Source organism: Acinetobacter sp. RUH 2624 (genome assembly GCF_000162375.2).
GTDB classification, from domain to species: domain Bacteria; phylum Pseudomonadota; class Gammaproteobacteria; order Pseudomonadales; family Moraxellaceae; genus Acinetobacter; species Acinetobacter nosocomialis.
This window is the reverse complement of record NZ_KI391939.1, coordinates 2,853,250-2,880,085: the sequence shown is the minus strand read 5'-3', so window position 1 is coordinate 2,880,085 and position 26,836 is coordinate 2,853,250. Positions and strand designations below refer to the sequence as shown.

Below are 26,836 nucleotides of genomic sequence, written 5' to 3'. Positions count from 1 at the left end.
AATGATTTTATTGATCGGATTTAACGTTCATGAATTTGTCGATTCGTTTAATAAATAGTCGTTCGAATATTATTCTTGTTTCAATTTTCATATATTTTGAGGAATAGTTATCATTATTTTGATAAGTTTATCTAAATAATCTATCTATTTAAAATAATTATATAATTGAATAAGGCTAAAAAAAAACATTTTTAAATCAAAAAAACGATTAAAAAATTAATTCTGATCAATTTAATCAACTTTACAAAATTAGAGATAAGTCACACAATTCAATTGCAAAGTTCACTATCTAACATTTTTATAGTTGGTAGTACTTTCCCAGATACGATGTGTTATCACATCAGACTTTACGAGCTCAGCTTTCCCCAAGGTTGAGCTTTTTTTTATCTATAAGAAAACATTAACATTTATTAAAAAAATTACATGAAATTTCTTCTTTTTGGTTTGTATAAAAAAGAACCCAGCTCTAAGCTGGGTTTCGGATGCTGGGAGAGGCATCCAAGAGGAAAAAGAAGCTAACTATAGAATTGCGAAATTTACTTCAGCTGTAAAATGGAGTTTTGCTATAGCCATTATTTGCTCTTTCGATCAGATTTTTATGAAATACAAACGATGAAGACCTATATTGCGTTATTCAAACTTTGTTGCTGAACTTCTGCTCATTAAAGTGCTAGGATGCGGGTTAATTACTTCATTTTATAGTAGTGATGATGGTAGGGCATTTACGGAGTACCAGCTAGAAATGTCAGGATTACGTTCAGAACATATCAGTAATCGACTATTTTTCTTTATGTTGGTCATTATTCTGTCCTTACTGTTTATGGCTGTGCCTCTTATTGTCAGCAGTTATCAAGAATATTTAAAAACTAAACAAGCGTTGGTTGAAATCAAAAGCTTAAAGTCTATTGCTGAAGTGGCAAATAAAGTATCTAAAGAACGTGCGCCAGCAAATAAATTAATGTCGAGTAACGCTGCCGAATTTTTAAAAAATCAGAAGAAGTTATTAGAGTATCGGCTTACTGTCGATCAGCAAATTAATGAAACTATTCGTATTTTAGAAGAAGAGGGTTATTCCGATTTAGCACGTATTTTAGATACTAAATTTAAAGATGATTTGAAACAGGCGCGGGCTGTAGTCGACTATTATGCCGCAACACCTGAACAGGCAAGAACCTCTGTGCAATTTGATAATGCCATTTTGGGTATGTTTGGTGCTTGGGATAGTTGTCGGGAAATTTTGCAAAAGCTTATGTTGCAGCTAAAAAGTAAAGATAGCCAAATTAATAACTATTTTACTTTGATTGTGGTGTTGACTGACATGCGTGATCAGGCCGGTCGTACTGCATCTAATGTTATTGCGCCAGTGACGTTTAAAGAAACGATTCCTAATGATAATCGGGCGCGTTCTTTACAGACTCAACAGCAAGCCCGTTACTTATGGGCACTTGTAGATACGCTACAGTCTGAGCAGGCCAAGACTCCTGAATATCATCGCCTTTACGCAAGAGTTAAAACTGAATTTTTAGATAAAGGTGTGCCTATTGTTGGTCAACTTTTAGAAGAAAGCCAGAAGCATGAGGCTTACCATTTAAATGGAACTGAACTTACAGACCAAATCGTTGATAAATTTACAACAGTTATTGATTTACAAAATTTTCTACTTAATAAAAGTGTCTTGATTGCATCTCAAGAAAACTATTTAGCAAAAAAGAAATTCTTTCTTACTTTGCTTATTTCTAGCATATCGTTAGCAGCTGCTTTACTTACCTTAATTTATGCAAAGAGACGGGTATTTGAGCCTCTTATTCAAGCTCGTACCTTAATTCTTGATTTGTCTCATAGCAAAGATTATCCGGTAGATGAATTGAATCCTAAAAAGGGTGAGTTCATTTCACTTTTTGAAGCGATTGACCGTTTGCAAAGAATGCTTAAGCAGCGAGATGCGTTTGAATTCCAACTTAAAAATATTGCAAATACAGACCCGTTAACTGGTGTATCCAACCGTTTGGCTTTATCTGAGTATTTAAAAATTGTTGAGAGCTATCCTCAAAAGTTTTCACAAACCTGTTTAATGATTATTGATATAGATCGCTTTAAAGATGTGAATGATCAATATGGTCATATTGTTGGTGACCAAGTGATTAAACGTATTACCGATCAATTGAAAGCGAATGTACGCGCTTCTGATCTAATTGTGCGTTATGGTGGTGATGAGTTTTTAATTTTGTTAGAACAGGTGCCGTTTTTAGATGCGCGTCTATTGGCGGAAAAAATTCGTATTGCGATTGCTTTAGAAGAAATTAATTTATCTGGCTCAAATGAAAAATTACATGTATCAGTCAGTATAGGGTTTGCGATTGGAGCGACCAGCTGGATGGAGTTGTTAGAAAAAGCAGATCGTTCACTCTTAAGAGCTAAAGCTCGGGGACGAAATGTTGTAGAGGGATAAAAAAGCCGGAAATCACTTTCCGGCTTTTTTGTTTTATTGTTTCAACATCGGTTTCAAGAAACGACCCGTATGGGAAATCTCGACCTCAGCGACTTGTTCAGGTGTACCTTCAGCAATAATTTGCCCACCACCTGAGCCACCTTCAGGGCCTAAGTCCACAACCCAGTCCGCTGTTTTAATGACATCAAGGTTATGTTCAATCACCACAATGGTATTACCCTTGTTGCGTAGCTCATGCAAAATGTCGAGTAACTTAGCAATATCGTGGAAGTGCAGACCTGTTGTCGGTTCATCCAAGATATAAAGCGTTTTACCCGTATCACGTTTTGCTAACTCACGTGCGAGTTTTACACGTTGAGCTTCACCACCAGAGAGTGTAGTAGCCGCCTGACCTAAACGAATATAGCCTAGACCTACCTGAGTTAAGGTTTCTAAGCGGCGGTGAATGACTGGAATAGCGCTAAAGAACTCAGCAGCATCTTCAACCGTCATTTCTAAAACATCAGAAATGTTTTTGCCTTTATAGCCCACTTCAAGTGTTTCACGGTTATAGCGTTTGCCATGACAAGCATCGCAAGGTACATACATGTCTGGTAAGAAGTGCATTGCGACTTTAATCATGCCGTCGCCTTCACACGCTTCGCAGCGTCCGCCTTTTACGTTAAACGAGAAACGACCTGCACTATAACCACGGGCTTTCGCCTCTGGAGTTTGAGCAAATAACTCACGGATTGGTGTAAATAGCCCTGTGTACGTTGCAGGGTTAGAACGTGGTGTACGTCCAATCGGGCTTTGGTCAATATCAACGACTTTATCAAGGTGTTGTAGACCATCAATTGAGTCAAACTTTTCAGCTGTTAAAGTCGTTGCACCATTAAGCTGTGTTGCAGCCAGTGGAAGTAACGTACGGTTAATCAGTGTTGATTTACCCGAACCTGAAACCCCAGTTACACAAGTCATAATGCCAAGTGGAATAGTTAAATCGACATTTTTTAAGTTATGGCCTGATGCACCTGAAAGCTTGATGAATTCATCTGGACGTGGCGATTGAGTACGTTTTTTTGGCACCTCAATTTTAAGCTTGCCTGAAAGGTATTGACCTGTAAGAGAGTCGGCATGTTTAGCCAGCTCCTCATAAGTTCCTTCAGCAATGACAACGCCACCATGTACCCCAGCACCCGGGCCGATATCAATAATATGGTCAGCTGCACGGATTGCATCTTCATCATGTTCAACGACTAATACTGTATTGCCCAAATCACGTAAGCGAATTAGCGTTTGTAATAAACGGTCATTATCACGTTGATGGAGACCAATTGATGGTTCATCGAGTACATACATAACACCCATCAAACCTGCACCAATTTGCGAAGCTAGACGGATACGCTGAGCTTCACCACCCGATAGTGTTTCGGCAGAACGAGCCAGACTTAAATAGTTCAGACCAACACTTACCAAGAAGTGTAGACGTTCACGAATCTCTTTAAAGATTTTATCGGCAATTTCGCCTTTAGCACCTTCAAGATTTAAATCTTGATAATAGCTTTCTGCATCGCCAATCGACATGCGGGTAATGTCTGCAATGGTTTTATCTTTTACACGAACATGACGTGAAATTTCATTTAGACGTGAACCACCACATGCATCACATGCTGCATTAGATAAATATTGAGCTAAATCATCACGTACATAGTTACTTTCAGTTTCACGGTAGCGACGCTCAAGGTGTGGCAAAATTCCTTCAAAAGGTTGTACGCGTGTATGTTTGCGGCCGCGTTCATCGATATAACTTAAATCGATTTTTTCTTTGCCAGTACCTTGTAGAAATTTCTTTTGCGTGTCTTTATCTAACTGGTTCCAAGGCGTATCAAGTTGAAAACCGAAGTGGTCGGCAACTTTTTGCAGCATTGAATAGTAATAAGGACGTTGACGATCCCAACCACGAATAGCACCTTCGCTAATCGCAAGATCAGGATTTGGAATCAGTTTCTCAGAACTAAAATGGCTACGTGTACCTAAGCCATCACAAACAGGACAGGCACCAAACGGGTTGTTAAATGAAAATAAACGTGGCTCAAGTTCAGCAACTGCGCGATCACACTCAGGACATGAGTGTTTTGCAGAAAAAACGCGATCTGGGTGTTCGCCATTCATCCACGATAAAATTGCTATATCACCACCTAAACGCAGTGCGGTCTCAAATGATTCAGCAATACGGTTGCCTAAGTCATCACGTACTTTGAAGCGGTCAACAACGACTTCAATGGTATGTTTTTTCTTTTTGTCGAGTTCCGGTGGCGTATCAATATCAATAATTTCGCCATCTACACGGGCACGAACAAAACCTTGACCTTGTAGTTGTTCGAACAGGTTGCTGTACTCACCTTTACGCTCACGTACCACTGGGGCAAGCAACATAAGTGCTGTACCTTCCTCAAGCGTTTTTACTGCATCGACCATTTCAGAAACGGTTTGTGCAACCATAGGTAAGTCGTGTTCAGGGCAATAAGGCGTACCGACACGGGCATAAAGCAAACGTAAATAGTCATAAATTTCGGTAATGGTACCGACGGTTGAGCGTGGGTTGTGACTGGTAGATTTTTGCTCAATTGCAATCGCTGGTGATAAACCTTCAATCGAGTCAACTTCAGGTTTTTCCATTTGCGATAAAAACTGACGGGCATAGGCCGAAAGTGATTCGACGTAACGGCGTTGTCCTTCAGCGTACAAGGTATCAAAGGCAAGAGAAGATTTTCCTGAACCTGATAGCCCCGTAATCACCACAAATTTGTCGCGTGGAATATCGAGTGACACATTTTTTAAGTTATGGGTACGTGCGCCTCGAATACGGATATGACTTTGGCTCATAAAACATCTCAATTATGTATTGATGAAAATTTAGGTGTTGTTTGATTAGTCACAGGGAGATATGGCTATTTATAAACAACAGACCCTATATGATAACGATTTAAAATTGTTCAAGTAGTACAAAATGATTTAAAGCGACAAATTGTGACGGTTAAACGACAATCGACAAAATTTGTTTAAATAAGCAGATTGTATTTTTAACATTCCTCACTCTACATTTCTACTCTTAGCCTATTTTAACAAGCAACATAATTTCACTAGACGACTGGTCTAATAGTTGTTTATGATGAATGTATGAAACGATTAAACAAAAGCGAAACTACACGACAACACATTCTAGATACCAGCTTTGAGCTAGTACTACGTAAAGGGTTCGTTGGTGTTGGTTTGCAAGAAATCTTAAAGTCTTGTGATGTACCTAAAGGGTCGTTCTATCACTACTTTGCTTCGAAAGAGGCTTTCGGCTGTGCGTTGCTAGAGCAATACATGGCTGACTATAAAGTTCGTATGGAACAACTTTGGCAGCACGGTGAGCAAAGCGCCCATGCCCGTTTAATGGCCTTATGGCAGGCGTGGATTGATGATCCAGTAAATGGTAGCTGGGCTGAAAACTGTCTAATTGTGAAACTGGCAGCCGAGGTTTCGGACTTATCAGAAGATATGCGCCAGATTCTCAATGAAGGCGTACACAAACTAACGCAACGTTTGGCTTTGCTAATTAAAGAAGGTCAACAAGAAGGTTCAATTCCAAAACATATTGAGCCTTTAAAAACTGCGCAAGTCATGTATCAGTTATGGTTAGGTGCTGCTTTACTCACAAAACTGTCGCAAGACAAAGCACATTTATACCTAGCCTTAGAAACCACCCAACAACTCATAAAACCGATAGAGGAATAAAGCATGCGAAGTATTATCCATCGTAATTTTGGCGAACCTGTAGACGTTTTAGAGCAGGCGGATATGCCAAAGCCAGAACCGAAAGCAGGCGAAGTGCGTATTAAAACCATTATGTCTCCTATCCATAATCATGATGTATGGACTGTACGTGGAAGCTATGGCTATAAGCCAACTCTACCTGCGATTGGTGGTAGTGAAGCAGTTGGTATTGTAGATGCCTTGGGCGAAGGCGTTACTCATGTACAGGTAGGCCAGCGTATTGCTGTGGCAGCTGTGCATGGAAGTTGGGCTGAATACTTTATTGCACCAGCTCAAGGCCTTATTCTTTTAAATAATGAAATTGATGATGAAACAGCAGCGCAACTGATTGGTATGCCAATTAGTGCTCTCATGCTTTTAGACTTTGTTAACGTTCAACCGAGTCAATGGTTAATCCAAAACACGGCAAATGGTGCAGTAGGTAAAACGGTTGCGATGATTGCACAGGCACGTGGTTTACCTGTGATTAATCTGGTTCGTCGTACTGATGCAATTGCCGAGATGCAAGCATTAGGCATCCAACATGTGGTTGCGACTGATCAGCCGAATTGGAAAGAGCAAGTTAAACAGATTCATGGTGACCAACCTCTTATTGCTGGTGTGGACTCGATTGGTGGAACAGCAAGTGGCGAAATGCTGAATTTACTTAGTGAAAATAGCCTACTCGTTTCATTTGGTAGTATGACTGGCGAAACCATGCAGATTTCATCGGGCGATTTGATTTTCAAACAAGCGACAGTAAAAGGTTTCTGGGCGAGTGTGGTCAATAAAGAAATGCCTGCAGAACGTAAAAAGGAACTGATCGTTGAGCTGCTAACACTAGCGACTCAGAAAAAATTAATCTTGCCTGTAGAAGGTGTATTTAGTTTTGATGAGATTAAAACTGCTGCTCAAAAAGCAACGCAGGGTGCTCGTCAAGGCAAGGTATTACTAAAGCCGTAAAACATAAAAAAGATCAGTCGAGAGACTGATCTTTTTTCATATCTTTAAAATAAAAAGGAAAAACGTATGATCGGACAAATATTCATTGCGCTTATCGCAATATTACATGTCTATATTTTAGTGTTAGAGATGTTTTTGTGGGACAAACCTTATGGCATGAAAGCCTTTGGAAATAATGCCGAAAAAGCAAAACTCACCAAAGTCATGGCACAGAACCAAGGTCTTTATAATGGCTTTTTAGCAGCAGGTTTATTCTGGTCTTTATTGGCTGATGCGCCATTTGCAACATCAATTGCTAACTTCTTTTTAGGCTGTGTACTGATTGCGGGTATTTATGGTGGGCTGACTGCAGGTAAAAAGATTATTTATATTCAGGCAGTTCCTGCATTGATTGCATTAGCCGCTGTTAATTTTCTTTAAAAAGCGCAAAATACAGCGTTTTGAAATGGAAATGACCAAATAGGATCAGCGCATGTGGGCGTTATTTTTAAAGTGTATGTTGGGGGCTGGGGTTGTCCTTATTATTTCGATTTTATCGAAAAGTAAGGCATTTTATATTGCAGGTTTAGTCCCGCTTTTTCCTACCTTTGCTTTAATTGCTCATGTGATTGTTTTTCAGCAAAAAGGAGCCGAAGCGTTACAAAAAACGGCTCTGTTTGGTCTATGGTCACTTATTCCTTATGCCATTTATTTAGTTGCGGTTTACATGCTGGCAACACGCGTGTCGATGTGGTCGTGTCTGGGCTTGGCAACCTTATGTTGGGTGGTCGCTGCGGCAGGTTTAATTTATGGTTGGCAGTTGTTCCAAAGTTAAATGAAAGACTGACCATTTAACGAAGTAAATGGTCAGAGCCTCATCTTATTTTAGATCTGATCTAAACCTAACCATTGTCTTTGATGGTAGGCACTATCCCAAAATAACCACTCAAGTTTTGCACCCATTGTGTAAGCAGCATGCATTTTCTCTAAAGTATCTGCATCACAACGTGCAGCAACTTTGTCTACAGTGGCAATCACATTGCGAACGGCGGTATGAAATTCTTCACCTGCATAGGTATCAATCCATGCTTGGTAAGGGTTGTTAGGAATTGATTTGCTTACAATATCTTTACCGACTTCGGCATAAATCCAGAAGCAAGGTAACAATGCAGCGAGTACAACAGGGTAGCTTTCAGACCAAGCCGTTGCTGTTAAAAATGAAGTGTAATGATGGCCTGCCAAGGTCAGTGGTGTATTTTGAAATTCTTCTTTGGTGACACCAAAATTTTTCATAAAGTCATCATGCAAACTGCGCTCAACCACAATTGCAATTTTAGCTGCATCTGAAAACTGCATAATATCGTCAGCATCAAAGGCTTTTGCTGCTGCAACAGCCAGTACGCGACCATAGGCCACTAAGTATTGAGCATCTTGAATAACATAATGACAAAAAGCTTCTTTATCTAAAGTACCGTTAGCAAGTTCCTGATTAAAAGGCAGGTCGAGAATTTTTTGATATAAATTTAAATTACGTTGCCAGAGTTCTTGAGAAAAAAGCATAAAATCATTCCATTTAAAATTAGACAGCTAACCTCGATTTTAAATCAATTTTAAAATACAAAAATAATAATGATAGATATATCGCAAGAAAATATTTAATACGATTAACAAGTTAATTAAATATTATAAATTTCTTTATTAAACATGAAGATAAAGTAAAGGTAATAACGGCATAAAACAACATCGTTTTGTGGTTAATTATCGATATAATAGCCGCGGTTTTTAAGAAAGATTAAATTTAGTTCTTGGTATAGGTCTGATCCATGAAGCATTTCCGATTTTCGATATTTTTTACGGTGGTGTGTTTAGCACTCGCCGCTTACTGGGGTTTTACCCATGGACCTGAAGCTGGCGTGTCGACCATGTTTAAAGCTTTAACTATTACTGCAATTTTAGCTGTAATGGAGGTTTCATTATCTTTTGACAATGCTGTCGTAAATGCATCGGTACTTCGTGGATGGGATCATTTTTGGAAAATGATCTTTTTGACAGTCGGTATTCTCATCGCCGTTTTCGGTATGCGATTGATTTTCCCTGTCTTGATTGTTTCTATGACTGCCGACATGGGCTTTATTGAAGTTGCTAAAATGGCACTCAATGATCCAAAAACCTATTCTGAACGTTTAATGGCTCACCATGCGGAAATTTCTGCATTTGGTGGAACATTCTTATTGTTGGTTTTCTTAAACTTCTTCTTTGATGAAGAGAAAGAAACCCATTGGTTTAGATGGCTTGAAGTTAAATTATCTGACCTAGCCAATGTACCAGCAATGTCGGTTTTTATTGCACTCATCGCATTAATTGTAATGGCGGGCTATGTTGAAGATCATGAGCGTTTAGCTGTGACAATGGCTGGCGTTTGGGGCATTGTGGTTTATATTGGTGTACAAGTTCTTAGTCATTTATTGGGCGGCGAACCTGAAATTGATGAAGATGGTAATGCAGTCATGCAAGACGGTTCAGGCGCTGCTTCTGGTGTGATTAAAGCCGGTTTGGGTGGTTTCTTATACCTTGAAGTATTAGATGCATCATTTAGTTTCGATGGTGTAATTGGTGCATTTGCCATTACCAGCGACGTTGTCGTGATTATGCTAGGTCTTGCAATTGGTGCAATGTTCGTTCGTTCAATGACGGTTTATCTTGTTGAAAAGGGCACATTAGACGCTTATGTGTTTTTAGAACATGGTGCACATTATGCGATTGGTGCATTGGCTTTCATTATGATTGCAAGTGGTACAGGTTTACATATACCAGAAGTCGTGACAGGCCTCATTGGTGTTGCATTTATTGCATGGGCAGTAATTGCATCTATCCAATATGCAAAACGTGAACAAGAATCGTCTTAAGCTAATTTTCAGTAAAGTTCGATAGAATAAAGAGGCTAAATGCCTCTTTATTTTTTTAAGCCGAAATCGTTATTTTAAATCATCTCTCCCGTATTTTTAGAAACGAATCGGCTTATAATTTGCCTAGTTTGATAACGTGTATTGATATGATGAATGCTTTGGAACGCCGCTCAACTTTTGCTTTAAGTAGTATTTTTGCACTACGCATGTTGGGTCTGTTCATGATTATTCCGGTTTTTTCTGTAGTCGGGCAGTCATATCAATATGCGACTCCAGCACTCATAGGTTTGGCTGTGGGTATATATGGCTTAAGTCAGGCTATTTTACAAATTCCTTTTAGCTTACTGGCTGACCGTTTTAGCCGTAAACCACTTGTAGTATTTGGTCTACTGCTCTTTGCTATTGGTGGAGCAATTGCGGGTTTATCAGACACGATTTATGGCGTAATTATTGGCCGTGCTATCGCTGGGGCGGGTGCAGTTTCGGCAGTGGTCATGGCGCTTTTAGCCGATGTGACACGTGAAGAGCAGCGTACTAAAGCCATGGCTGCCATGGGCATGAGTATTGGTCTGTCTTTTGTGGTGGCATTTAGTCTAGGGCCTTGGCTCACCAGTCTTGTTGGTATTTCTGGTTTGTTCTTTGTGACAACCATTATGGGCTTAATTGCGATTTTGATGTTATTGCTGGTGCCTAAAGTGACCCGCCATCATCGTAATTATCAGCAAGGCTATATGGCACAGCTTAAACAAGTCATTCAAATGGGTGATTTAAACCGTTTACATGTGTCAGTTTTTGCATTGCACTTATTACTGACAGCCATGTTTATTTATGTGCCTTCACAGCTTATCGAATTTGCCCATATTCCTTTGGCGAGCCATGGTTTAGTGTATTTGCCACTCTTGGTGATTAGTTTATTTTTTGCATTTCCGAGCATTATCATCGCTGAGAAATACCGCAAAATGCGCGGCATTTTCTTAACCGCAATTACAGGCATTATTGCAGGTTTACTATTACTGATATTTGGTTATCAGTCCAAATATGTCTTGCTTGCAGGCTTAGGTATTTTCTTTATCGCTTTTAATGTGATGGAAGCATTATTACCATCTTGGTTATCAAAGTCTGCTCCAATTCAGTCGAAAGCCACCGCTATGGGTGTAAATGCTAGTAGCCAGTTTTTAGGGGCTTTTTTTGGCGGCACACTAGGTGGTCAATTATTGATGTTACATAATACTGCGATTGGATGGAGTGTCTTAGCAGGGATTGCTATAATATGGCTGCTAATTAGTTTTGGTTTAGCTCAGCCGCGGTATTTGTCATCGATTGTGTTGCCATTGCCGCAAGTGCAACAGGTGAATGAGTGGACCACACAGCTATTGGCAATTCGTGGTATTGAAGAAGTTGTGGTGATGCCTGACCAGCAAGTTGCTTATATTAAAGTCGATAAACAGTCTCTTGATGATGCTGCACGACGTGATTTAACGCAGTTGTTTGGTAAAGAGGTAGCCATTTAAGCATAACTCTTATAAAGTAAAACATAGAAATGAATAGGATGAAGACAGCTAATGCGTGGTGTAAATAAGGTTATTTTGGTTGGTACTTTGGGTCGTGATCCTGAAACAAAAACTTTTCCAAATGGGGGCTCGTTAACCCAGTTTTCAATCGCGACAAGTGAAGTTTGGACCGATAAAACGTCAGGTGAACGTAAAGAACAAACAGAATGGCACCGTATTGTTTTGCATAACCGTTTAGGGGAAATTGCTCAGCAGTTTTTACGTAAAGGTTCTAAGGTTTATATCGAAGGTTCATTACGTACGCGTCAGTGGACAGACCAAAATGGTCAGGAACGTTACACTACAGAAATCCGTGGCGACCAGATGCAAATGTTAGATGCTCGTCAACAAGGTGAACAAGGTTTCGCTGGCGGTAATGATTTTAACCAACCACGTTTTAACGCACCTCAACAAGGTGGCGGTTATCAAAATAACCACCAAGGTGGCGGCTACGGTCAAAACAATGGCGGTGGTTATGGTGGCCAAGGTGGTTTCGGTAATGGTGGCAACAGCCCGCAAGGTGGTGGTTTTGCTCCTAAAGCGCCGCAACAACCAGCGTCTGCACCAGCTGATTTAGACGACGATTTACCGTTCTAATCAAAGTTTCAAAAAAGGCGAGTTTATCTCGCCTTTTTTATTATTCAATTCCTAGCAAACGTAGAAGTGCCGTGCCAACAGCGGCCAAACAAATCACCAATAAAAGCGGAACTTTTTTCCAAACCAAGAACAGTGCTAGTGCCACCCCAAATATACGCGCGAAACCTGCGAAATGTTGGCCTTCAAAAAATGTTGTGGTCACCGCAATGGCACAGAGCAAAACGGTTGCGCCGTTTGAGAGTAAAACTTGGTATTTTTCAGAAAACGAAAACTTGGCACCTAAGTGGAAACCAGCAAAACGAATACCATACGTTCCAAGTGCAAGTAGAGCTATACCTAAAATAATAAGTAACTGTTGACTCATTTCTTTCTACCCCATATTAAGCCAAAAAGCGAAATGAGAATTGGAAGCCCTGGGGCTAAAAAAGGTGTAGTCATCAGTGCTAAAGTTGATCCGGCAAATGCAGCTTTTCGAGTCGATTTATTCTTTAAAGCATTAAAAGTAAGAGCAATTAAAATGGCAGGAAAAATGGCATCTAAACCAAATGTTTTTGGGTCTGGAATAGCACTCCCAATAAAATAGCCAGCCGTGACACCCAGTGGCCAAGTCAGCATAATGCCTATACCACACAACCAATAAGCAGCTTTTTTTGTCTCGAAGTCAGGTTGTGCCATGCCAAACAAAACGCTTTCATCGTTCATGATGTGAGACCCAAAATACTGAGAGAATTTGCCTCGGATCAGTTCATTGACCGCAATGCCAAAAGGTAGATGTCTTAAATTGACGAGTAGTCCTGCAATTGCAGCCGCAATTGGACTACCACCTACCGCCAAGAATCCAATAAAGATAAATTCAGCAGTTCCTGCGAGCACAAATACGGACAGGCAAAGTGGAATCCAGAGTGCTAAGCCATAACTTGCAGCGAGTGAACCTAAAGACATACCAACCACGCTGGTTGCTAGACACACAAAGAAAATCGAGCGAGTAGTGTCTTTACTAAGTTTTTTAATCAGAGAGTATGTAGACATAGTATGATATAACGAACGATTTTCCATTATAATGAATAAGTCTGATTGTTTTGTCAAAACGAACGATCGTTTTTTTTATAGAACGGGTGTGGTGAATGTCTCAGCCAATTGAAATTATTGCCAAAGGTTTAACGCGTGAACGCCAAAGAGCAGGTCTTTCATTAGCGGAGGTTGCACGCCGTGCAGGTGTTGCCAAATCTACACTTTCTCAATTAGAGGCAGGGCAAGGTAATCCAAGTATTGAAACCTTGTGGGCACTTTGTGTTGCACTCAATATTCCATTTGCACGTTTAATGGAAGAACCAAGTAATCAAGTGCAAGTCATTCGCTGTGGCGAGGGGCCAACGGTGAGTTCGGAGATTGCCAATTACAAAGCAATTTTGTTGGCGACCTGTCCACCCCATGCGCGCCGAGATGTGTATTTATTGATTGTTGAACCGGGTGAAGATCGTCTTTCAGAACCACATCCGGTCGGTTCTGTCGAACATATTATTGTGGTTGAAGGTAAAGCTTTGGTGGGTTTAATTGATGAAGCGGTTGAGCTGGGAGTTGGTGATTACATTTGTTATCCAGCCGATCAAAAACATATATTTAGAGCCTTAGAAACAGGCACAAAAGCGTTATTAATTTCTGAACAAAACTAAAGTATTTCAAACTGCTTAAAATAAAAACTAAATCTATTTAGCCTCATTTAATACAAAAAGGGCCAATTTTGCGTATAAATTTTGCAATTGGCTCTCTCTTTTATTACAAAAATGGCTCTCGTTTCTTGAGAGCCGAAACGACAAATTAAAGCCATTGGAAGTATGCATACGGAAGCGCCGGATAAGCTCAGTGAATTTTCTGTTTTAGGAGTTGAGCAGAACGGCTAAATTTTTAGGGGATATTTTTTGGCTTCGGAGGATTTCCGAGACTAGCCGATATCCTCCATATATTAAGGAAAATGATATGGCAGCTCATCAAAATGGTTCTGAAGCCAATCACTCCCAAAGTTTAAAACATGGACTTAAATCACGCCACTTAACCATGATCTCTATTGCTGGGGTTATTGGTGGCTCTCTCTTTGTTGGCTCAGGCAGTATTATCTACAACACCGGTCCGGTGGTTTTTCTAACTTATGCTTTAGGTGGTTTACTCGTTTGGTTCATCATGCGTATGTTAGGCGAGATGGCCGTTTTAAATCCCGACAGTGGCTCTTTTTCAACTTATGCGGATCGTGCGATTGGTCGTTGGGCAGGGTTTTCAATTGGTTGGTTGTACTGGTGTACGCTGGCAATGCTCATGGGCTGGGAAGCTTATGTAGCAGGAAAAATTTTAAATAACTGGTTCCCGTTTATACCGATCTGGGTCTATATGACCGTGGTGATTGGTGCACTGGTTGCTGTTAATTTACAAAACGTCAAGAACTATGGTGAATTCGAGTTCTGGTTTGCACTCATCAAAGTTATCGCGATTGTTGTTTTCCTTGTGATTGGTAGCTTAGCGATCATGCATTTATGGCCTTGGGGCAATCCGGCTGCATCTGGTATTAGTAACTTAACTTCTCAAGGCTTTATGCCAAATGGCGGTTCATCAGTGATTACCGCCTTGCTTGGGGTGATGTTCGCCTATATTGGTGCTGAAATTGTGACTGTAGCAGCGGCAGAGTCGGCAAATCCATCTAAAGAAATTCGTAAAGCTTCGAACTCTGTGGTTTGGCGAATTATTTTATTCTACGTTGGTTCAATGTTTGTTGCGGTATGTTTAATTCCTCACAACAATGAACTTTTGAAAGATTCAACTTGGGGTACTTATAGCGTTACGTTGTCTGCTCTTGGTATTCCGGGCGCGCGCCATATTGTAAATTTTGTAGTGTTAACGTCGGTATGTAGTTGTTTTAACTCGGCGCTTTACACATGTTCACGAATGTTATTCTCGTTGTCTAAACGTGGTGATGCACCGAAAAGTTTTGGCTCTGTAAACAGTAAAAGTAGTCCGTGGGTGGGCGTGATTGTGTCATGCTTCTTCTCTGTAATTGCGGTAATTTTAACTGCAACCAAGAGTATGGATGTGTATGACTTTTTCATGCTAACAACAGGCGCGGCAACACTGTATGTATACCTGACGATTGCTTATTCTCAGCTTCGTATGCGTAAAAAATTAGAAGCTGAAGGCGTGAAAATTGACTTTAAAATGTGGATGTTCCCTTACTTAACTTACGTGGTGATCTTTGCGATTATTGGTGCAATTCTTACCATGTTGATTGAAGGCACCTATTTTAAAGAAGTGATTTACACTACAGCGCTATTCGGCATTATTGTGTTCTTCGGATTGTTGTCTGAAAAGCTAGGTTGGGGTAAAGAGCGTAGAGCGACTCATTTAACTCATAGCCATGAAGAAAAGTTAGTTTAAATTTTTAAACCAAAAGAGCCTCACAATGAGGCTCTTTTTTATTTACTCAGATAAAAAGATCAATTCAATGTGGGTACGCCTGCTTCACGTAAGCATTGGAGCAAGACACCAAAAGCCATCACCATGTCTTTTTCATTTACACAGGCAAAGCCCATCAGCAGTCCACGTTCGGCGTGTGCATGCGACTGCATGTAGTATTGTGAAAGTGGACGAACTTTGACACCACGTTCAAGCGCTGTGGCTGCAATCGCGACATCATCGCAAGAGTTCGGCAGTTTTAAAACCAGATGTAACCCTGCCGCTTCGTCATATTCATGAATAAATTCGGGGCCAAGGTAGCGTTGAATTAAACTCACCAAGTAGTCACGGCGTTTACCATAGAGCAGGCGCATACGGCGAATATGCGCTTCATAATGACCTTCACGAATAAATTCAGCGAGAGCCTTTTGCTCAAGCAAATGCCCACCACGGTAAAGCTCGGCTGCGACAATACGTAGCGGTGAAAATAGCGGCTTAGGGACGACCAAATATCCAATTCTTAATGATGGATAAATGGTTTTACTAAACGTGCCCATATATAAAACAGGTGCGTTATTTTCTAAGCCTTGCAAAGATGGATAAGGTTGACCCGAAAAACGGAACTCACTGTCATAGTCATCTTCTACAATCCAGCTATTATGCTGACGTGCGATTTGAATCAATTGTCTGCGACGATCAAGGCTTAAATGAGAACCAAGCGGATATTGGTGTGAAGGGGTGACAAAAATGAGTTTAGGCGGCTTTGCCGGATTTTCTTCAGGAATAATACCTTCAGCATCGACAGGCATGGGCTGAATATCGAGGCCATTAATCCGTAAGGTATTACGCATTCCCCAATAAGCGGGATCTTCAATCCAGACTTTATCTCCCATATCGCTGAGTGCACGTGAGACTAAATCAATCGCTTGATGAATGCCTTCGGTAATAATAATCTGGTCTGCATCGCACTGAACTGAACGTGCAACACGTAAGTAATCTGCCAACGCACTTCGAAGCTCTATACAGCCACCAGCGTTGCTATAAATCAGGCGGTTAATGTCCGGTTCGCGGCTTAAGCGTGCTTGAATACGGCTAAAAATATGATGAGGAAACTCGGTAACATCAGGCGCTCCCGGAACAAAAGCACCCCATTGATGTGGCGAGGCCGCAGCATAGCCTAATAAGTTTGAACCACGCTGCGAGAGGGCATAAGAACTTTGAACACTTGGACTAGAAACTACTTTTTTCTTGTTTTGTGTATTTAAAAAACTCTCTGGTAACTTTTCGGCAACCCAAGTGCCATGTCCTGTTCGTGCTTCTAAGTAGCCTTCAGCCTGTAGTTGTTCGTAGGCGCTCAGTACCGTATTTCTCGAAACATGAATTTCACTGGCTAAATCGCGTGATGCAGGTAGACGAGTCTTCGGCTGGATGACTCCATCAATAATGGCACCACGCAGGCAACGGAAAAGGCGTTGATGTAGTTTCCCTTCAGTGTCCTGTTGGAGTCGTTGCAGCAAATGATCTCCAAGTAAACTACGCAATTGGCTCTCTCCTACAGTTAAAAAGTGGCTCTCGTCAGTTGGCATCAGACGAGCGAAATTACATGCATAGGCAGTCGTTGTAAAGCACCCTGAAAATTAAGCACAGGATGCAAGAAACCAAAGCTGCAACTGATGATGAAAATATGAGGGAATCAAATGGATAATCAACATTCTGCACTTAACGCACGTAAACAGCAAGCAACTCCACGGGGTGTAGGCGTGATGTGTCAGTGGTATGCGGAAAAAGCTGAAAATGCCACGCTTTGGGACAAGGAAGGCAACCAATTTATCGACTTTGCTGGTGGTATCGCGGTTTTAAATACAGGCCATCGCCACCCTAAAGTAATTGCAGCGGTGACTGAACAACTCACTAAATTTACGCATACTGCCTATCAAGTTACGCCTTATGAAAGCTATGTTGCTTTGGCTGAACGTATTAATGAACGCGCGCCAATTGCGGGTCCTGCGAAGGCAGCTTTTTTCACAACAGGTGCAGAAGCAGTTGAAAATGCAGTGAAGATTGCCCGTTCTTACACAGGTCGACACGGCATTATCACGTTTGGTAATGGTTTCCACGGCCGTTCATTCATGACCATGGCAATGACAGGTAAAACTGCGCCTTACAAACGTGACTTTGGCGTAATGCCAGCGGGTGTGTTCCACGCACGTTACCCTGTGCCTGCTAAAGGTATTTCAGTAGATGCAGCAATTGAAAGCGTTGAAGATATTTTCAGTGAAGATATTGCACCACATGACGTTGCAGCAATTGTGCTTGAGCCAGTACAAGGTGAGGGCGGTTTCAATGTCGTGCCAGCCGAGTTCTTAAAACGTTTACGCGCAATTTGTGACAAGCACGGTATTTTACTTGTTGCTGATGAAGTTCAATCTGGTTTTGCGCGTACTGGTAAATTGTTTGCGATGAACCATTATGAAACTAAAGCAGACCTCATCACGATGGCGAAAAGCTTGGGCGGTGGTTTCCCTATTTCAGGTGTTGTAGGCCGTGCAGAAGTCATGGATGCACCAAACCCAGGTGGTCTAGGCGGTACTTATGCAGGTAACCCGATCGCAGTTGCAGCTGCACATGCCGTGATTGACGCGATTGAAGAAGAAAATCTATGCGACCGTGCAAATGAATTAGGCACCGAGTTAGTTACTACGCTTAAAGATATTCAACAAGCAACAGGTGACGTGGTCACTGATATTCGTGCATTAGGTTCAATGGTTGCAGTAGAACTTGAAACTGCTGAACAAGCAAAAGTTGTACAAAACTATGCAATGGAAAACGGGTTGTTACTTCTTACTTGTGGTAAATACGGTAATGTAATTCGTTTCTTATATCCATTAACCATTCCTGCTGAGCAATTCCGTCAAGGTCTTGATATCTTGAAACAAGGTTTTGCGACACTAAAAGCAGGTAGTGCAAAAGCAATGGAGCAATCTGCATGATTCAAAATAATTTGCAGTATTTATTAAAACATCCTGATATTTCATTAGAAGCACCTGCATCAAATGACTATATCGAGGTGAATGATGCTGCTACGGGTGAAACTTTGGCATGGGTGAAAACCTATGACCGCGCAGGGGTTGAAGCTGCAATTAACCGTTCAGCAAAAGCGCAGGCTGCTTGGAAAAAGCAAACTGCCTTGGCTCGTGCTGATGTGCTATTGGCATGGTACAACCTCATGCTTGAGCACAAAGAAAATCTGGCACAGATTTTAACGGCTGAGCAAGGTAAGCCATTAGCAGAAGCACGTGGTGAAATTGGTTATGCAGCTTCATTTATTCGCTGGTTTGCCGAGCAAGCGCGCCGTATTGATGGGGAGGTGTTAACACCTACTCAACCAAATCAACGTCTGCTCGTAATTAAACAAGCAATTGGTGTTACCGCTGCCATTACGCCGTGGAACTTCCCGGCTGCCATGATTACACGTAAAGCAGGCCCAGCGATTGCTGCAGGTTGTTCTATGTTGGTTAAACCAGCAGAACAAACGCCGTTAACCGCTTATGCACTTGAAGTATTGGCTTTACAGGCAGGCTTACCAGCCGATGTTTTAATTAACATTAGTGGTGATGCGGTTGAAGTCGGTAAAACCCTATGCGAAAGCGATATTGTTCGTAAGTTAAGCTTTACAGGTTCAACACAAGTTGGCCGTATCTTGATGCAACAATGTGCGCCAACCATTAAGAAACTTTCGCTTGAACTCGGTGGTAATGCACCAGTTGTGGTATTTGACGATGCTAACCTTGAACAAGCAGTTCAGGGAATTATGGCAAGTAAATATCGTAACAGCGGTCAAACCTGTGTATGTGCTAACCGTATTTATGTTCAAGACGGTATTTATGATGCGTTAGCAGAGCGTTTGGTTGAAGCTGTGTCTAAGCTTAAAGTTGGCGATGGCCGTCAAGAAGGTTCAACTCAAGGCCCTTTAATTGATGAAGATGCAGTTGCAAAAGTTCAGTCTCATATTGCAGATGCAACTGAGAAAGGTGCAACAGTTCGTATCGGTGGGCAGCGTTCGGCACTTGGCGGTACATTCTTTGAACCGACTGTGTTAACTGGCGTAACGCAAGACATGAAAGTGTCTAAAGAAGAAACTTTTGGTCCGCTTGCACCGCTATTCCGCTTTAAAACTGAAGATGAAGCAGTGGCAATGGCAAACGATACCGAGTTCGGTTTAGCTGCTTATTTGTTTACTCAAAGCACAGCTCGTCAATGGCGAGTGGGTGAGGCACTTGAGTACGGTATGGTCGGCATTAACACGGGCGCGATTTCAAACGAAGTTGCTCCGTTTGGTGGCGTAAAACAGTCAGGTCTAGGCCGTGAAGGTTCAAAATTCGGCATCGAAGAATATGTCGAAATGAAATACCTCTGCGTAGACTTATCTGAGTAAGGAACAAAGCGAGTTCGTTTTGTTCTGAACGAAAACATGCAGTTATGCTGTATGTGATGTTTCACAAAAAACCGGTCGTGCCCATTCATGACCGGTTTTTTTATTTAAGTCGGCAAATACCCTTCATGGCTTTCAGGTAAACGCCTGAGTTCTTCAATTAGCGTTTCAATGAGTTTTTCGACCACAAGGCGTTGTCCTTTTCGGGACACATAAACCAGTTGTAGCATGCCAATATTCGACTTCCAGTCAGGAAGAATATGAACCAGTGTGCCTTTACGAATTTCCGATTCAACGGTTAAAAAGGGAAGTTCAGCAATACCTAAACCATCCATCACAGAATAGTAAACACCAGCCAAATCATTACTTTTGATTCGTGGCTGATAAGGCACATCAACCGATTCACCATTTCGAATATTGCATAAATGCCAAATATAGTTTTGCTTTTGAGTACCTAAGCTAATACTTGGAAACTCTTGTAATTCAGAATAATGTTCAATAGTGCGGCCTTGTAGTAATTCAGGCGAAGCCACTAGACAGTGATCGGTTTTAATCACATCACGAACAATTAAATTCGAATCTTCATTCGGTTCAAAATTGGTTCGAATCGCGAGGTCGATGTCATCATGCAAGATATCAACTCGGCGGCTCGTTAGCTCAAGCGATATTTCAACTTTAGGGTAAGTTTTTAGAAACTGATTTAAAATTTTTCTAATTTGAAAATGCATCATTAAAGGCGGGCAGCTGACTTTTACCAGACCCTGAGGCTCACTTTTTTGCCTTAATAACACGTTTTCTGCACATTCAACTTGAGCAATAACTTTGCAGCATTCTTCGTAGAACTCTTGGCCTAAATCGGTCACTTTAAAATGGCGGGTTGTTCTTTGAATCAGGCTGACATTAAATTTATTTTCAAGGTCAATAATGCGTCGGCTGAGTTTGGACTTACTAATATTTTCGGCTTCACTGGCCGCACTAAAGCCGCCGTGTTTTACGACTAAATAGAAATAATAAAAATCATCAAAAGAGCTTATCAATGTCAGATCAATCCATTTAAATTTAAGATTAGAGCGCTTAAGCACTCTAATCTTATCAATTCAGCTTATTTTTGCGATGTATTAAAGCTATAGCTTGTCATTAGGTTGCGGTAATCAGGAATATGATTTGAGAAGAGAGCACCTAAGCCTTCTACATCATTACGCCAGTCACGGTGTAACTCACATGCCATACCAAACCAAGTCATTAGCTGAGCACCTGCTTTTGACATACGGTCCCAAGCAGCATCACGGGTTAATTCATTGAAAGTACCAGAAGCATCAGTAATCACAAACACTTCGAAGCCTTCTGCGAGTGCAGATAGTGCAGGGAATGCCACACAAACTTCGGTCACCACACCTGCAATAATTAGCTGTTTTTTACCTGTCGCTTTAACTGCTTTTACGAAGTCTTCATTGTCCCATGCATTAATTTGACCAGGACGTGGAATAAATGGTGCATCTGGAAAAAGTTCTTTTAGTTCTGGAACTAAAGGACCGTTTGGACCATTTTCAAAACTGGTCGTTAAAATAGTTGGTAAGTTAAAATATTTTGCTGCATCTGCAAGCGCTAATACATTATTTTTAAATTTATCAGGATCGATATCTCGAACTAAAGAAAGTAAACCTGCTTGGTGGTCAACTAAAAGAACCGCAGCATTATCCTTGTCTAAACGTACGTAATCTTGAGCCATTTTTATATCCTCATGTTATCAAAATAAATAATCAAAATTATTAAGTAGGTCATTCGTGCCTAAAATTATGCTAGTTGAGTTTATTGTCGTGATTAAGTCTAAAAAATAGGATTAAGAATTTTAAAAATAGGACGATCTTTTAAAGAATACCGCAAACTTTATGATTGTCTCATATATGAAATAATGTGTTGCTAATCCTGATCTATAAACTGCAATTATTGAGGCGTAAAATTACTCTCAGTTCAAGAAAATCCTACATATATAGGAGAGATCAGATGAAGAAATTTCTTGGTGCATATCAAAATAACCACATGCATTGGGTTGGTGATGGTTTCCCTGTATATAACCTGTTCTCTTATGACCGTTTAGGCCAAACCCTAAGCCCATTTTTGTTACTGGATTATGCAGCCCCTTATAACTTCTCACCAACCACCGAACAACAAGGTGTAGGATCACATCCTCACCGTGGCTTCGAAACGGTGACGATTGCCTACCAAGGTGAAGTGACACATAAAGACTCAAGTGGTGGTGGCGGAACCATTAAAACCGGTGATGTGCAATGGATGACTGCGGGTGCAGGAGTGTTACACGAAGAGTTCCATTCTCCTGAATTTGCAGAGCATGGCGGCTTGTTTGAAATGGTGCAATTGTGGGTAAATTTACCTTCACATTCAAAAATGACCCCTGGAAAATATCAAGCGATTGAAGCCAAAGATATTCCAGACATTACGCTAGACGAGCACGGTAGCCATTTGCGTGTGATTGCAGGTGAATATGCAGATGCAAAAGGTGCAGCAACGACGTTTAGTCCATTAAACGTATGGGATGGTAAATTGGTCAAAGGCCAAAAACATACCCTTTATGTGCCTGAAGGGCATACCACACTTGTGGTGATATTAGAGGGTGCGGTTGTCATTAATGATACAAACCGTCTTGAAGGTAAAACCGTTGCGATTTTATCTCGTGAGGGAGTTGAGTTTAGCTTAAATGCTGAAGAAGACACTAAATTCCTAGTGTTGACTGGTCAACCACTCAATGAGCCAATTGAAGGCTATGGACCATTTGTGATGAATACCAAAGCCGAGATTATGGAAGCGATTGATGATTTTAATCGTGGAAAATTCGGTTCAATCATGCAAGAAGCATAAATTGCTAAGCTGTTCTTAAAAATCTTTAAAAGCAAAGTAATAAAAAGCCCGCTATCAAGTGTGAATAGCGGGCTTTTTCGCTGTAAAGTTTCTATTTTTATGATGGATATCATTATTGTGTCGGCATTGTTTTGTGTGATTTAGTTCTCATTATTATGATGCCATAATATCGCAAAAAGGATTGCTTGTAAAACGAATGATATAAATATAGTTAAATTATCTCATTTTATTTAAAAGAATTTTTTTAAATTTTTAAAAAATATAGGTTTTTATACACTCATCTTCTTTTGTAAAATTTTATGAATGACAGCTCCACTGCATCGTTAAAATTCTTCTATATAAATTGATGCAAAAAATAAAAATCTGGTAGTTTTTAATACGGTGTTTTTTTAGGGTATGAGTGATAATCAAAAAAATTCTCGAAAAATGGGACATCATTTTGGATATCGCAATTATTGGCAGTGGAATGGCAGGACTTGCAGCAGCAAGAATCCTGAAAGATGCAGGACATACAATCACGATATTTGAAGCACTTCCTGGCCGGGGAATGGACAGTCATAGCATTGAGTTCGATGGTGGGATTATTGATGCACCATTGCGTGTTATGAACCCGCATCTATGGAAAAATACACTTAGCCTTGCTGCACATTTAGGTATTAAAACTTTTCCAGTACGTACCTACATGTCTTGTAGCTGGTTATTCGAAGATCGTACGGAAACATGGCTAACCACATCTCGTAGTCGTATTGGTAATTTCCCAATTATCAATAACCGTAAAGGCATTCAGCAATATGGCTGGCGTCTTGTTAAAGGAATGTTGCAATTAAAAACTGCGATTCACCAGTTTTTCAAATCTAAAAATCAAGATATTACTCTCGCTGAATTTATTAATCAGAACGATATTGAAGAAGTATTCTGGCATGGTGTAGTAATGCCGGTGCTTTATACCATTTGTACATGTAACCCAAAAACAATTGGTGACTGGCCTGCGAAAAACCTTCTTGAGTTTTTGCGTCATTTAACCGATGGTGACATGCTCTTACGTATGAAAGGTGGTACACCTGCGTTTGTAGACAGCTTAATTAAAGGCATTGACATCCATAGCGGTTCGGCAATTAAAAAAGTTGAGCTACAAGGTGAAAAGGTTTTGGTCGAAAATGAGAAAGGTGACCAAGGTACATTTGACCGCGTTATTGTGGCGACACCAACTTCAAAACTTGAAGAGTTCTTAAACCCTGAACAGTTTGCAGAAGATATGAATCTGCTTAAACAGTTCCGCTTTGAACAAGGTGACTTGGTTATTCATACAGACGCAACAGTGATGCCGCCACGCCGTAAAGACTGGTCAGTGCTGAGCTATATGATGGACCGTAAGTTTACTCGTCAGCAGTTTACGGTTTGGATGAACGCGGTAGAGCCATCACTGGTAGGTAAAAATCCTGTATTCCAGACTTGGCGTCCAGTGACTGATATTGACCCTAAAAAAATCATTTCAAAAGTGACCTTAACGCGTGCAGTTGTAGACTCACAAACCATTGCTTTAAACAAAGAGCTACAGCAACGTCACTTAGAACCAAACCGTAAAGTATTCTACTGTGGTTCATGGTCATGTGATGGTTTGCCAATTTTAGAATCAGCCGTGACTTCAGCAATGCATATTGCTGAAATCTTAGGTGCACCTTTACCATTTGTAGGATTAAAGCCTAAGGTTGAAGTTGCCCCAGAACTCGGTTACTAAAATTGTGAAAACAAAAGTTCGAGCAGCTCTTTCTCGCCTCGTTCCCCATAAATATGCAATTGATGCATCAAGTTTGGGGGATAGTGAAGAGCTTGCTTGGACAAATTTGGGTTTTTGGAAAAATACCCAAACCTACCGTGAAGCTTGTCGCCAACTGGCCGACCATTTGGCTCAAGCTGTCAATTTAAATTCAAAAGATCATTTACTTGATTTAGGCTGTGGGCAGGGCGCAAGTTTGTTGCACTGGTTACAGTACTATCACCCCAAAAGCCTCAGTGCAGTCGAACTACAGGCCTCGTGTGTTAATAAAATTCAAAAACTTATTCCTGAAATAAGCCAGATTTTCTGTGGTTCATTTTTAAATTTAAAACAATTTGAATTTAAACAACCTTTCGATGTGGTGCTCTGTATTGATGCGGCTTATCACAGTCATTTAAATTCATTTCTTGATTCGGTTACGCCAGTTTTAAATTCAAAAGGACGATTAGGTTTTCATTACTTAATGCGTGCTAACTCATGTGAGAACATGACAGCCTTTCAAGAACAAAAGCATCGTTATTTACTTAAGGCAGCTGATGTCACTTGGGAGGCTGTGCCAACCGAAGACATACTGAAAACTACCTTGGAACAACAAGGTTTTACAGATATTAAAATCGAAGATTTATCAGAACAGGTATTATTAGGTTTTTCACAATATATTCGAAATCAACAAGGACAAAGCCATAGTCGAGGGTTGGCAAAGTTTAAAATTCAAATGACTGCAAAGTTGTGCCAACAACTCTATCAATATGGATATGTCCGTTATATTCAAATAACAGCAATAAAAAAATAGGATGTGCCATGTCAGTTAAATATCAAGGATCATGTTTATGTGGAGCTGTAAGCTATCAAAGCGATGCAGAGCCACGTTATAGTTTTAATTGCCATTGTCGAGATTGCCAAAAAGCCACAGGTTCGGCCTATGCGCCCATCGCTTTTTTTCACCAATCTGAATTGAAAATAACTGGCGAACTTAAATATTTTGAGACCGTCGGTTCTTCTGGCCGTCCTATTAAAAGAGCTTTTTGCCCGACTTGTGGTTCTCAGCTTTTTGGTTTACCTGAACTTGTTCCTGAAATGATCTCGATACGCGCAGGTACTTTGGATGACCCAAGTCTCTATCACCCTAAAGCGGAGGTTTTTGTGAGTCAGGCCTATGCTTGGGACATGTTGAACCCAAACCTTAAACATTTTGAAAAAATGATAGAGAAGAAGAAAGAAGGGTAGCTGTTCTGACAAGCTCGTACGCTTTTTCCTACATCCATTCAGGAAATTGACGTCTTTCTATGACCTCACGAATTGCCTATGATGAACTCATCAGGAACAGGAAGTTCCAAAACGTAAAACAACAATAATAAGTTTAGGCATCAGGACGTGAGGTATTACAGGATGTATACCTAGTAACGAAATACGAAAAAAGCCCAACGGGAAGTTGGGCTTTTTTCATTTCTTATTAATGAATCTCTTTTTCGTCTAAGGCAACACACCTAAAAGCTATATTTCAAAACCTACAGACAACAAAAAACCCCATAAATCAAATATTCATGAGGTTTAATGATGGTGCCGGCACACGGATTCGAACTGTGGACCTACTGATTACAAGTCAGTTGCTCTACCAACTGAGCTATGCCGGCGATGTGGAGTGAATTCTACAGTTTCTTAAAAAAAATACAAGCCAAAAAATGAGCATTTGGATTTTTTCTATCAATTTTTAAGCGCTTATGCGTTTGAGCTTTAAAAATGGCCTAAGGCTTCAACATATAAATAAAAGAATCAACATGTTCACCACTATTTAAAGTGACGCGAACAGGTACTCTTTCGTACTCTTCGCCTTCAAAGTCATCCAGTAATTTCCAGTTTGCATCTAGATGTTCCGAGCTAAAAACAAAACCTTGCACTTGGTTAGCACTATCATCGAGTACAATTCCCGGATAGCCTAAATCTGCTCCCCAACCTTCATGACGTAGGGTTCCGTTTACCCAGCCTTCCGACCATTGTCCGCCAATATTTTCAAGTATATGGGCATTAGGGCGACCAGGGCCTAAAGTGCCATAAACAAATAAACTCGACATGTAATTTTCCTTT

Annotated in this window: 24 protein-coding genes and 1 tRNA gene; 16 read left to right on the top strand and 9 right to left on the bottom strand. The window is 40.6% G+C overall.

Annotated elements, in window-relative coordinates:
• Positions 1 to 742: 742 nt before the first annotated feature.
• Complete coding sequence (locus HMPREF0014_RS20200) at positions 743 to 2,449, top strand: GGDEF domain-containing protein (protein WP_020992327.1); 1,707 nt, start codon at positions 743 to 745, stop codon at positions 2,447 to 2,449.
• Between the two features lie 33 nt (positions 2,450 to 2,482).
• Here HMPREF0014_RS20200 and uvrA read toward each other — a convergent pair whose 3' ends face one another.
• A complete protein-coding gene (uvrA, locus tag HMPREF0014_RS20195) occupies positions 2,483 to 5,317 on the bottom strand; it encodes an excinuclease ABC subunit UvrA (protein ID WP_020992326.1) in 2,835 nt (944 codons plus the stop codon).
• A gap of 294 nt (positions 5,318 to 5,611) precedes the next feature.
• Here uvrA and HMPREF0014_RS20190 point away from each other — a divergent pair, with 294 nt between their 5' ends.
• The 4 genes from HMPREF0014_RS20190 to HMPREF0014_RS20175 all read left to right on the top strand — a co-directional run bounded on the left by HMPREF0014_RS20190 (position 5,612) and on the right by HMPREF0014_RS20175 (position 8,009).
• Positions 5,612 to 6,214, top strand: a complete 603-nt coding sequence (locus tag HMPREF0014_RS20190) for a TetR/AcrR family transcriptional regulator (RefSeq protein WP_006580849.1) — start codon at positions 5,612 to 5,614, stop codon at positions 6,212 to 6,214.
• Between the two features lie 3 nt (positions 6,215 to 6,217).
• The gene (locus HMPREF0014_RS20185; protein ID WP_006580850.1) at positions 6,218 to 7,195 is read left to right on the top strand and encodes a zinc-binding dehydrogenase; all 978 of its coding nucleotides are present in this window, start codon (positions 6,218 to 6,220) and stop codon (positions 7,193 to 7,195) included.
• A gap of 66 nt (positions 7,196 to 7,261) precedes the next feature.
• Complete coding sequence (locus HMPREF0014_RS20180; protein WP_006580851.1) at positions 7,262 to 7,615, top strand: DUF1304 domain-containing protein; 354 nt, start codon at positions 7,262 to 7,264, stop codon at positions 7,613 to 7,615.
• A gap of 52 nt (positions 7,616 to 7,667) precedes the next feature.
• A complete protein-coding gene (locus HMPREF0014_RS20175; RefSeq protein WP_002053924.1) occupies positions 7,668 to 8,009 on the top strand; it encodes a GlpM family protein in 342 nt (113 codons plus the stop codon).
• 50 nt (positions 8,010 to 8,059) lie between these two features.
• Here HMPREF0014_RS20175 and tenA read toward each other — a convergent pair whose 3' ends face one another.
• On the bottom strand, positions 8,060 to 8,734 hold the full coding sequence (gene tenA, locus HMPREF0014_RS20170; protein WP_000899420.1) for a thiaminase II: 675 nt from the start codon (positions 8,732 to 8,734) through the stop codon (positions 8,060 to 8,062).
• A gap of 263 nt (positions 8,735 to 8,997) precedes the next feature.
• Here tenA and HMPREF0014_RS20165 point away from each other — a divergent pair, with 263 nt between their 5' ends.
• The 3 genes from HMPREF0014_RS20165 (at position 8,998) to ssb (ending at position 12,227) form a co-directional block, all read left to right on the top strand.
• Positions 8,998 to 10,080, top strand: coding sequence for a DUF475 domain-containing protein (locus HMPREF0014_RS20165; protein ID WP_002054048.1), 1,083 nt, complete (start codon positions 8,998 to 9,000; stop codon positions 10,078 to 10,080).
• Positions 10,081 to 10,226: 146 nt separating this feature from the next.
• A complete protein-coding gene (locus HMPREF0014_RS20160; protein ID WP_004711530.1) occupies positions 10,227 to 11,591 on the top strand; it encodes an MFS transporter in 1,365 nt (454 codons plus the stop codon).
• Positions 11,592 to 11,642: 51 nt separating this feature from the next.
• Positions 11,643 to 12,227, top strand: coding sequence for a single-stranded DNA-binding protein (gene ssb / locus HMPREF0014_RS20155; RefSeq protein WP_006580852.1), 585 nt, complete (start codon positions 11,643 to 11,645; stop codon positions 12,225 to 12,227).
• Between the two features lie 40 nt (positions 12,228 to 12,267).
• Here the strand turns inward: ssb and HMPREF0014_RS20150 are convergent, their stop codons facing one another.
• Together HMPREF0014_RS20150 and HMPREF0014_RS20145 are read right to left on the bottom strand one after the other, a co-directional pair.
• Positions 12,268 to 12,591 carry an AzlD domain-containing protein gene (locus tag HMPREF0014_RS20150; RefSeq protein ID WP_006580853.1) on the bottom strand — a complete coding sequence of 108 codons (324 nt, stop codon included), beginning with the start codon at positions 12,589 to 12,591 and terminating at the stop codon, positions 12,268 to 12,270.
• Positions 12,588 to 13,283: an AzlC family ABC transporter permease gene (locus HMPREF0014_RS20145; RefSeq protein ID WP_006580854.1), complete on the bottom strand. Its 696-nt coding sequence runs from the start codon at positions 13,281 to 13,283 to the stop codon at positions 12,588 to 12,590. Before HMPREF0014_RS20145 ends, HMPREF0014_RS20150 begins: the two co-directional genes overlap by 4 nt.
• Before the next feature lie 68 nt (positions 13,284 to 13,351).
• On the opposite strand from HMPREF0014_RS20145, the gene HMPREF0014_RS20140 reads away from it, so the two are divergent.
• On the top strand, positions 13,352 to 13,900 hold the full coding sequence (locus HMPREF0014_RS20140) for an XRE family transcriptional regulator (protein WP_002048207.1): 549 nt from the start codon (positions 13,352 to 13,354) through the stop codon (positions 13,898 to 13,900).
• Positions 13,901 to 14,204: 304 nt separating this feature from the next.
• On the top strand, positions 14,205 to 15,647 hold the full coding sequence (locus tag HMPREF0014_RS20135; RefSeq protein ID WP_006580855.1) for an amino acid permease: 1,443 nt from the start codon (positions 14,205 to 14,207) through the stop codon (positions 15,645 to 15,647).
• A 59-nt stretch (positions 15,648 to 15,706) separates the two neighbouring features.
• Here the strand turns inward: HMPREF0014_RS20135 and HMPREF0014_RS20130 are convergent, their stop codons facing one another.
• Positions 15,707 to 17,206, bottom strand: coding sequence for a PLP-dependent aminotransferase family protein (locus HMPREF0014_RS20130; RefSeq protein ID WP_006580856.1), 1,500 nt, complete (start codon positions 17,204 to 17,206; stop codon positions 15,707 to 15,709).
• 156 nt (positions 17,207 to 17,362) lie between these two features.
• Here HMPREF0014_RS20130 and gabT point away from each other — a divergent pair, with 156 nt between their 5' ends.
• Entirely contained in the window at positions 17,363 to 18,655 is a 1,293-nt protein-coding gene (gabT, locus tag HMPREF0014_RS20125; protein ID WP_006580857.1) for a 4-aminobutyrate--2-oxoglutarate transaminase, read from the top strand.
• Positions 18,652 to 20,100 (top strand): NAD-dependent succinate-semialdehyde dehydrogenase, encoded by a 1,449-nt coding sequence (locus tag HMPREF0014_RS20120; protein ID WP_002052182.1) that lies wholly within the window; start codon positions 18,652 to 18,654, stop codon positions 20,098 to 20,100. The genes gabT and HMPREF0014_RS20120 overlap by 4 nt, the downstream gene beginning before the upstream one ends.
• Before the next feature lie 104 nt (positions 20,101 to 20,204).
• Here HMPREF0014_RS20120 and HMPREF0014_RS20115 read toward each other — a convergent pair whose 3' ends face one another.
• Complete coding sequence (locus HMPREF0014_RS20115; RefSeq protein WP_006580858.1) at positions 20,205 to 21,179, bottom strand: LysR substrate-binding domain-containing protein; 975 nt, start codon at positions 21,177 to 21,179, stop codon at positions 20,205 to 20,207.
• Between the two features lie 20 nt (positions 21,180 to 21,199).
• Positions 21,200 to 21,826, bottom strand: a complete 627-nt coding sequence (gene ycaC / locus HMPREF0014_RS20110; protein ID WP_002052204.1) for an isochorismate family cysteine hydrolase YcaC — start codon at positions 21,824 to 21,826, stop codon at positions 21,200 to 21,202.
• A gap of 275 nt (positions 21,827 to 22,101) precedes the next feature.
• On the opposite strand from ycaC, the gene HMPREF0014_RS20105 reads away from it, so the two are divergent.
• The 4 genes from HMPREF0014_RS20105 (at position 22,102) to HMPREF0014_RS20090 (ending at position 25,978) form a co-directional block, all read left to right on the top strand.
• Complete coding sequence (locus HMPREF0014_RS20105; protein WP_017393045.1) at positions 22,102 to 22,974, top strand: pirin family protein; 873 nt, start codon at positions 22,102 to 22,104, stop codon at positions 22,972 to 22,974.
• Positions 22,975 to 23,413: 439 nt separating this feature from the next.
• A complete protein-coding gene (locus tag HMPREF0014_RS20100; RefSeq protein ID WP_002052191.1) occupies positions 23,414 to 24,712 on the top strand; it encodes an FAD-dependent oxidoreductase in 1,299 nt (432 codons plus the stop codon).
• Between the two features lie 4 nt (positions 24,713 to 24,716).
• Positions 24,717 to 25,544, top strand: coding sequence for a class I SAM-dependent methyltransferase (locus tag HMPREF0014_RS20095; RefSeq protein ID WP_031944348.1), 828 nt, complete (start codon positions 24,717 to 24,719; stop codon positions 25,542 to 25,544).
• An 8-nt stretch (positions 25,545 to 25,552) separates the two neighbouring features.
• Positions 25,553 to 25,978 carry a GFA family protein gene (locus HMPREF0014_RS20090; protein WP_002052170.1) on the top strand — a complete coding sequence of 142 codons (426 nt, stop codon included), beginning with the start codon at positions 25,553 to 25,555 and terminating at the stop codon, positions 25,976 to 25,978.
• Between the two features lie 331 nt (positions 25,979 to 26,309).
• Here HMPREF0014_RS20090 and HMPREF0014_RS20085 read toward each other — a convergent pair.
• Positions 26,310 to 26,385: transfer RNA gene (locus tag HMPREF0014_RS20085), tRNA-Thr, on the bottom strand.
• A gap of 111 nt (positions 26,386 to 26,496) precedes the next feature.
• On the bottom strand, positions 26,497 to 26,823 hold the full coding sequence (locus HMPREF0014_RS20080) for a gamma-glutamylcyclotransferase family protein (protein ID WP_004711548.1): 327 nt from the start codon (positions 26,821 to 26,823) through the stop codon (positions 26,497 to 26,499).
• Positions 26,824 to 26,836 lie beyond the last annotated feature (13 nt).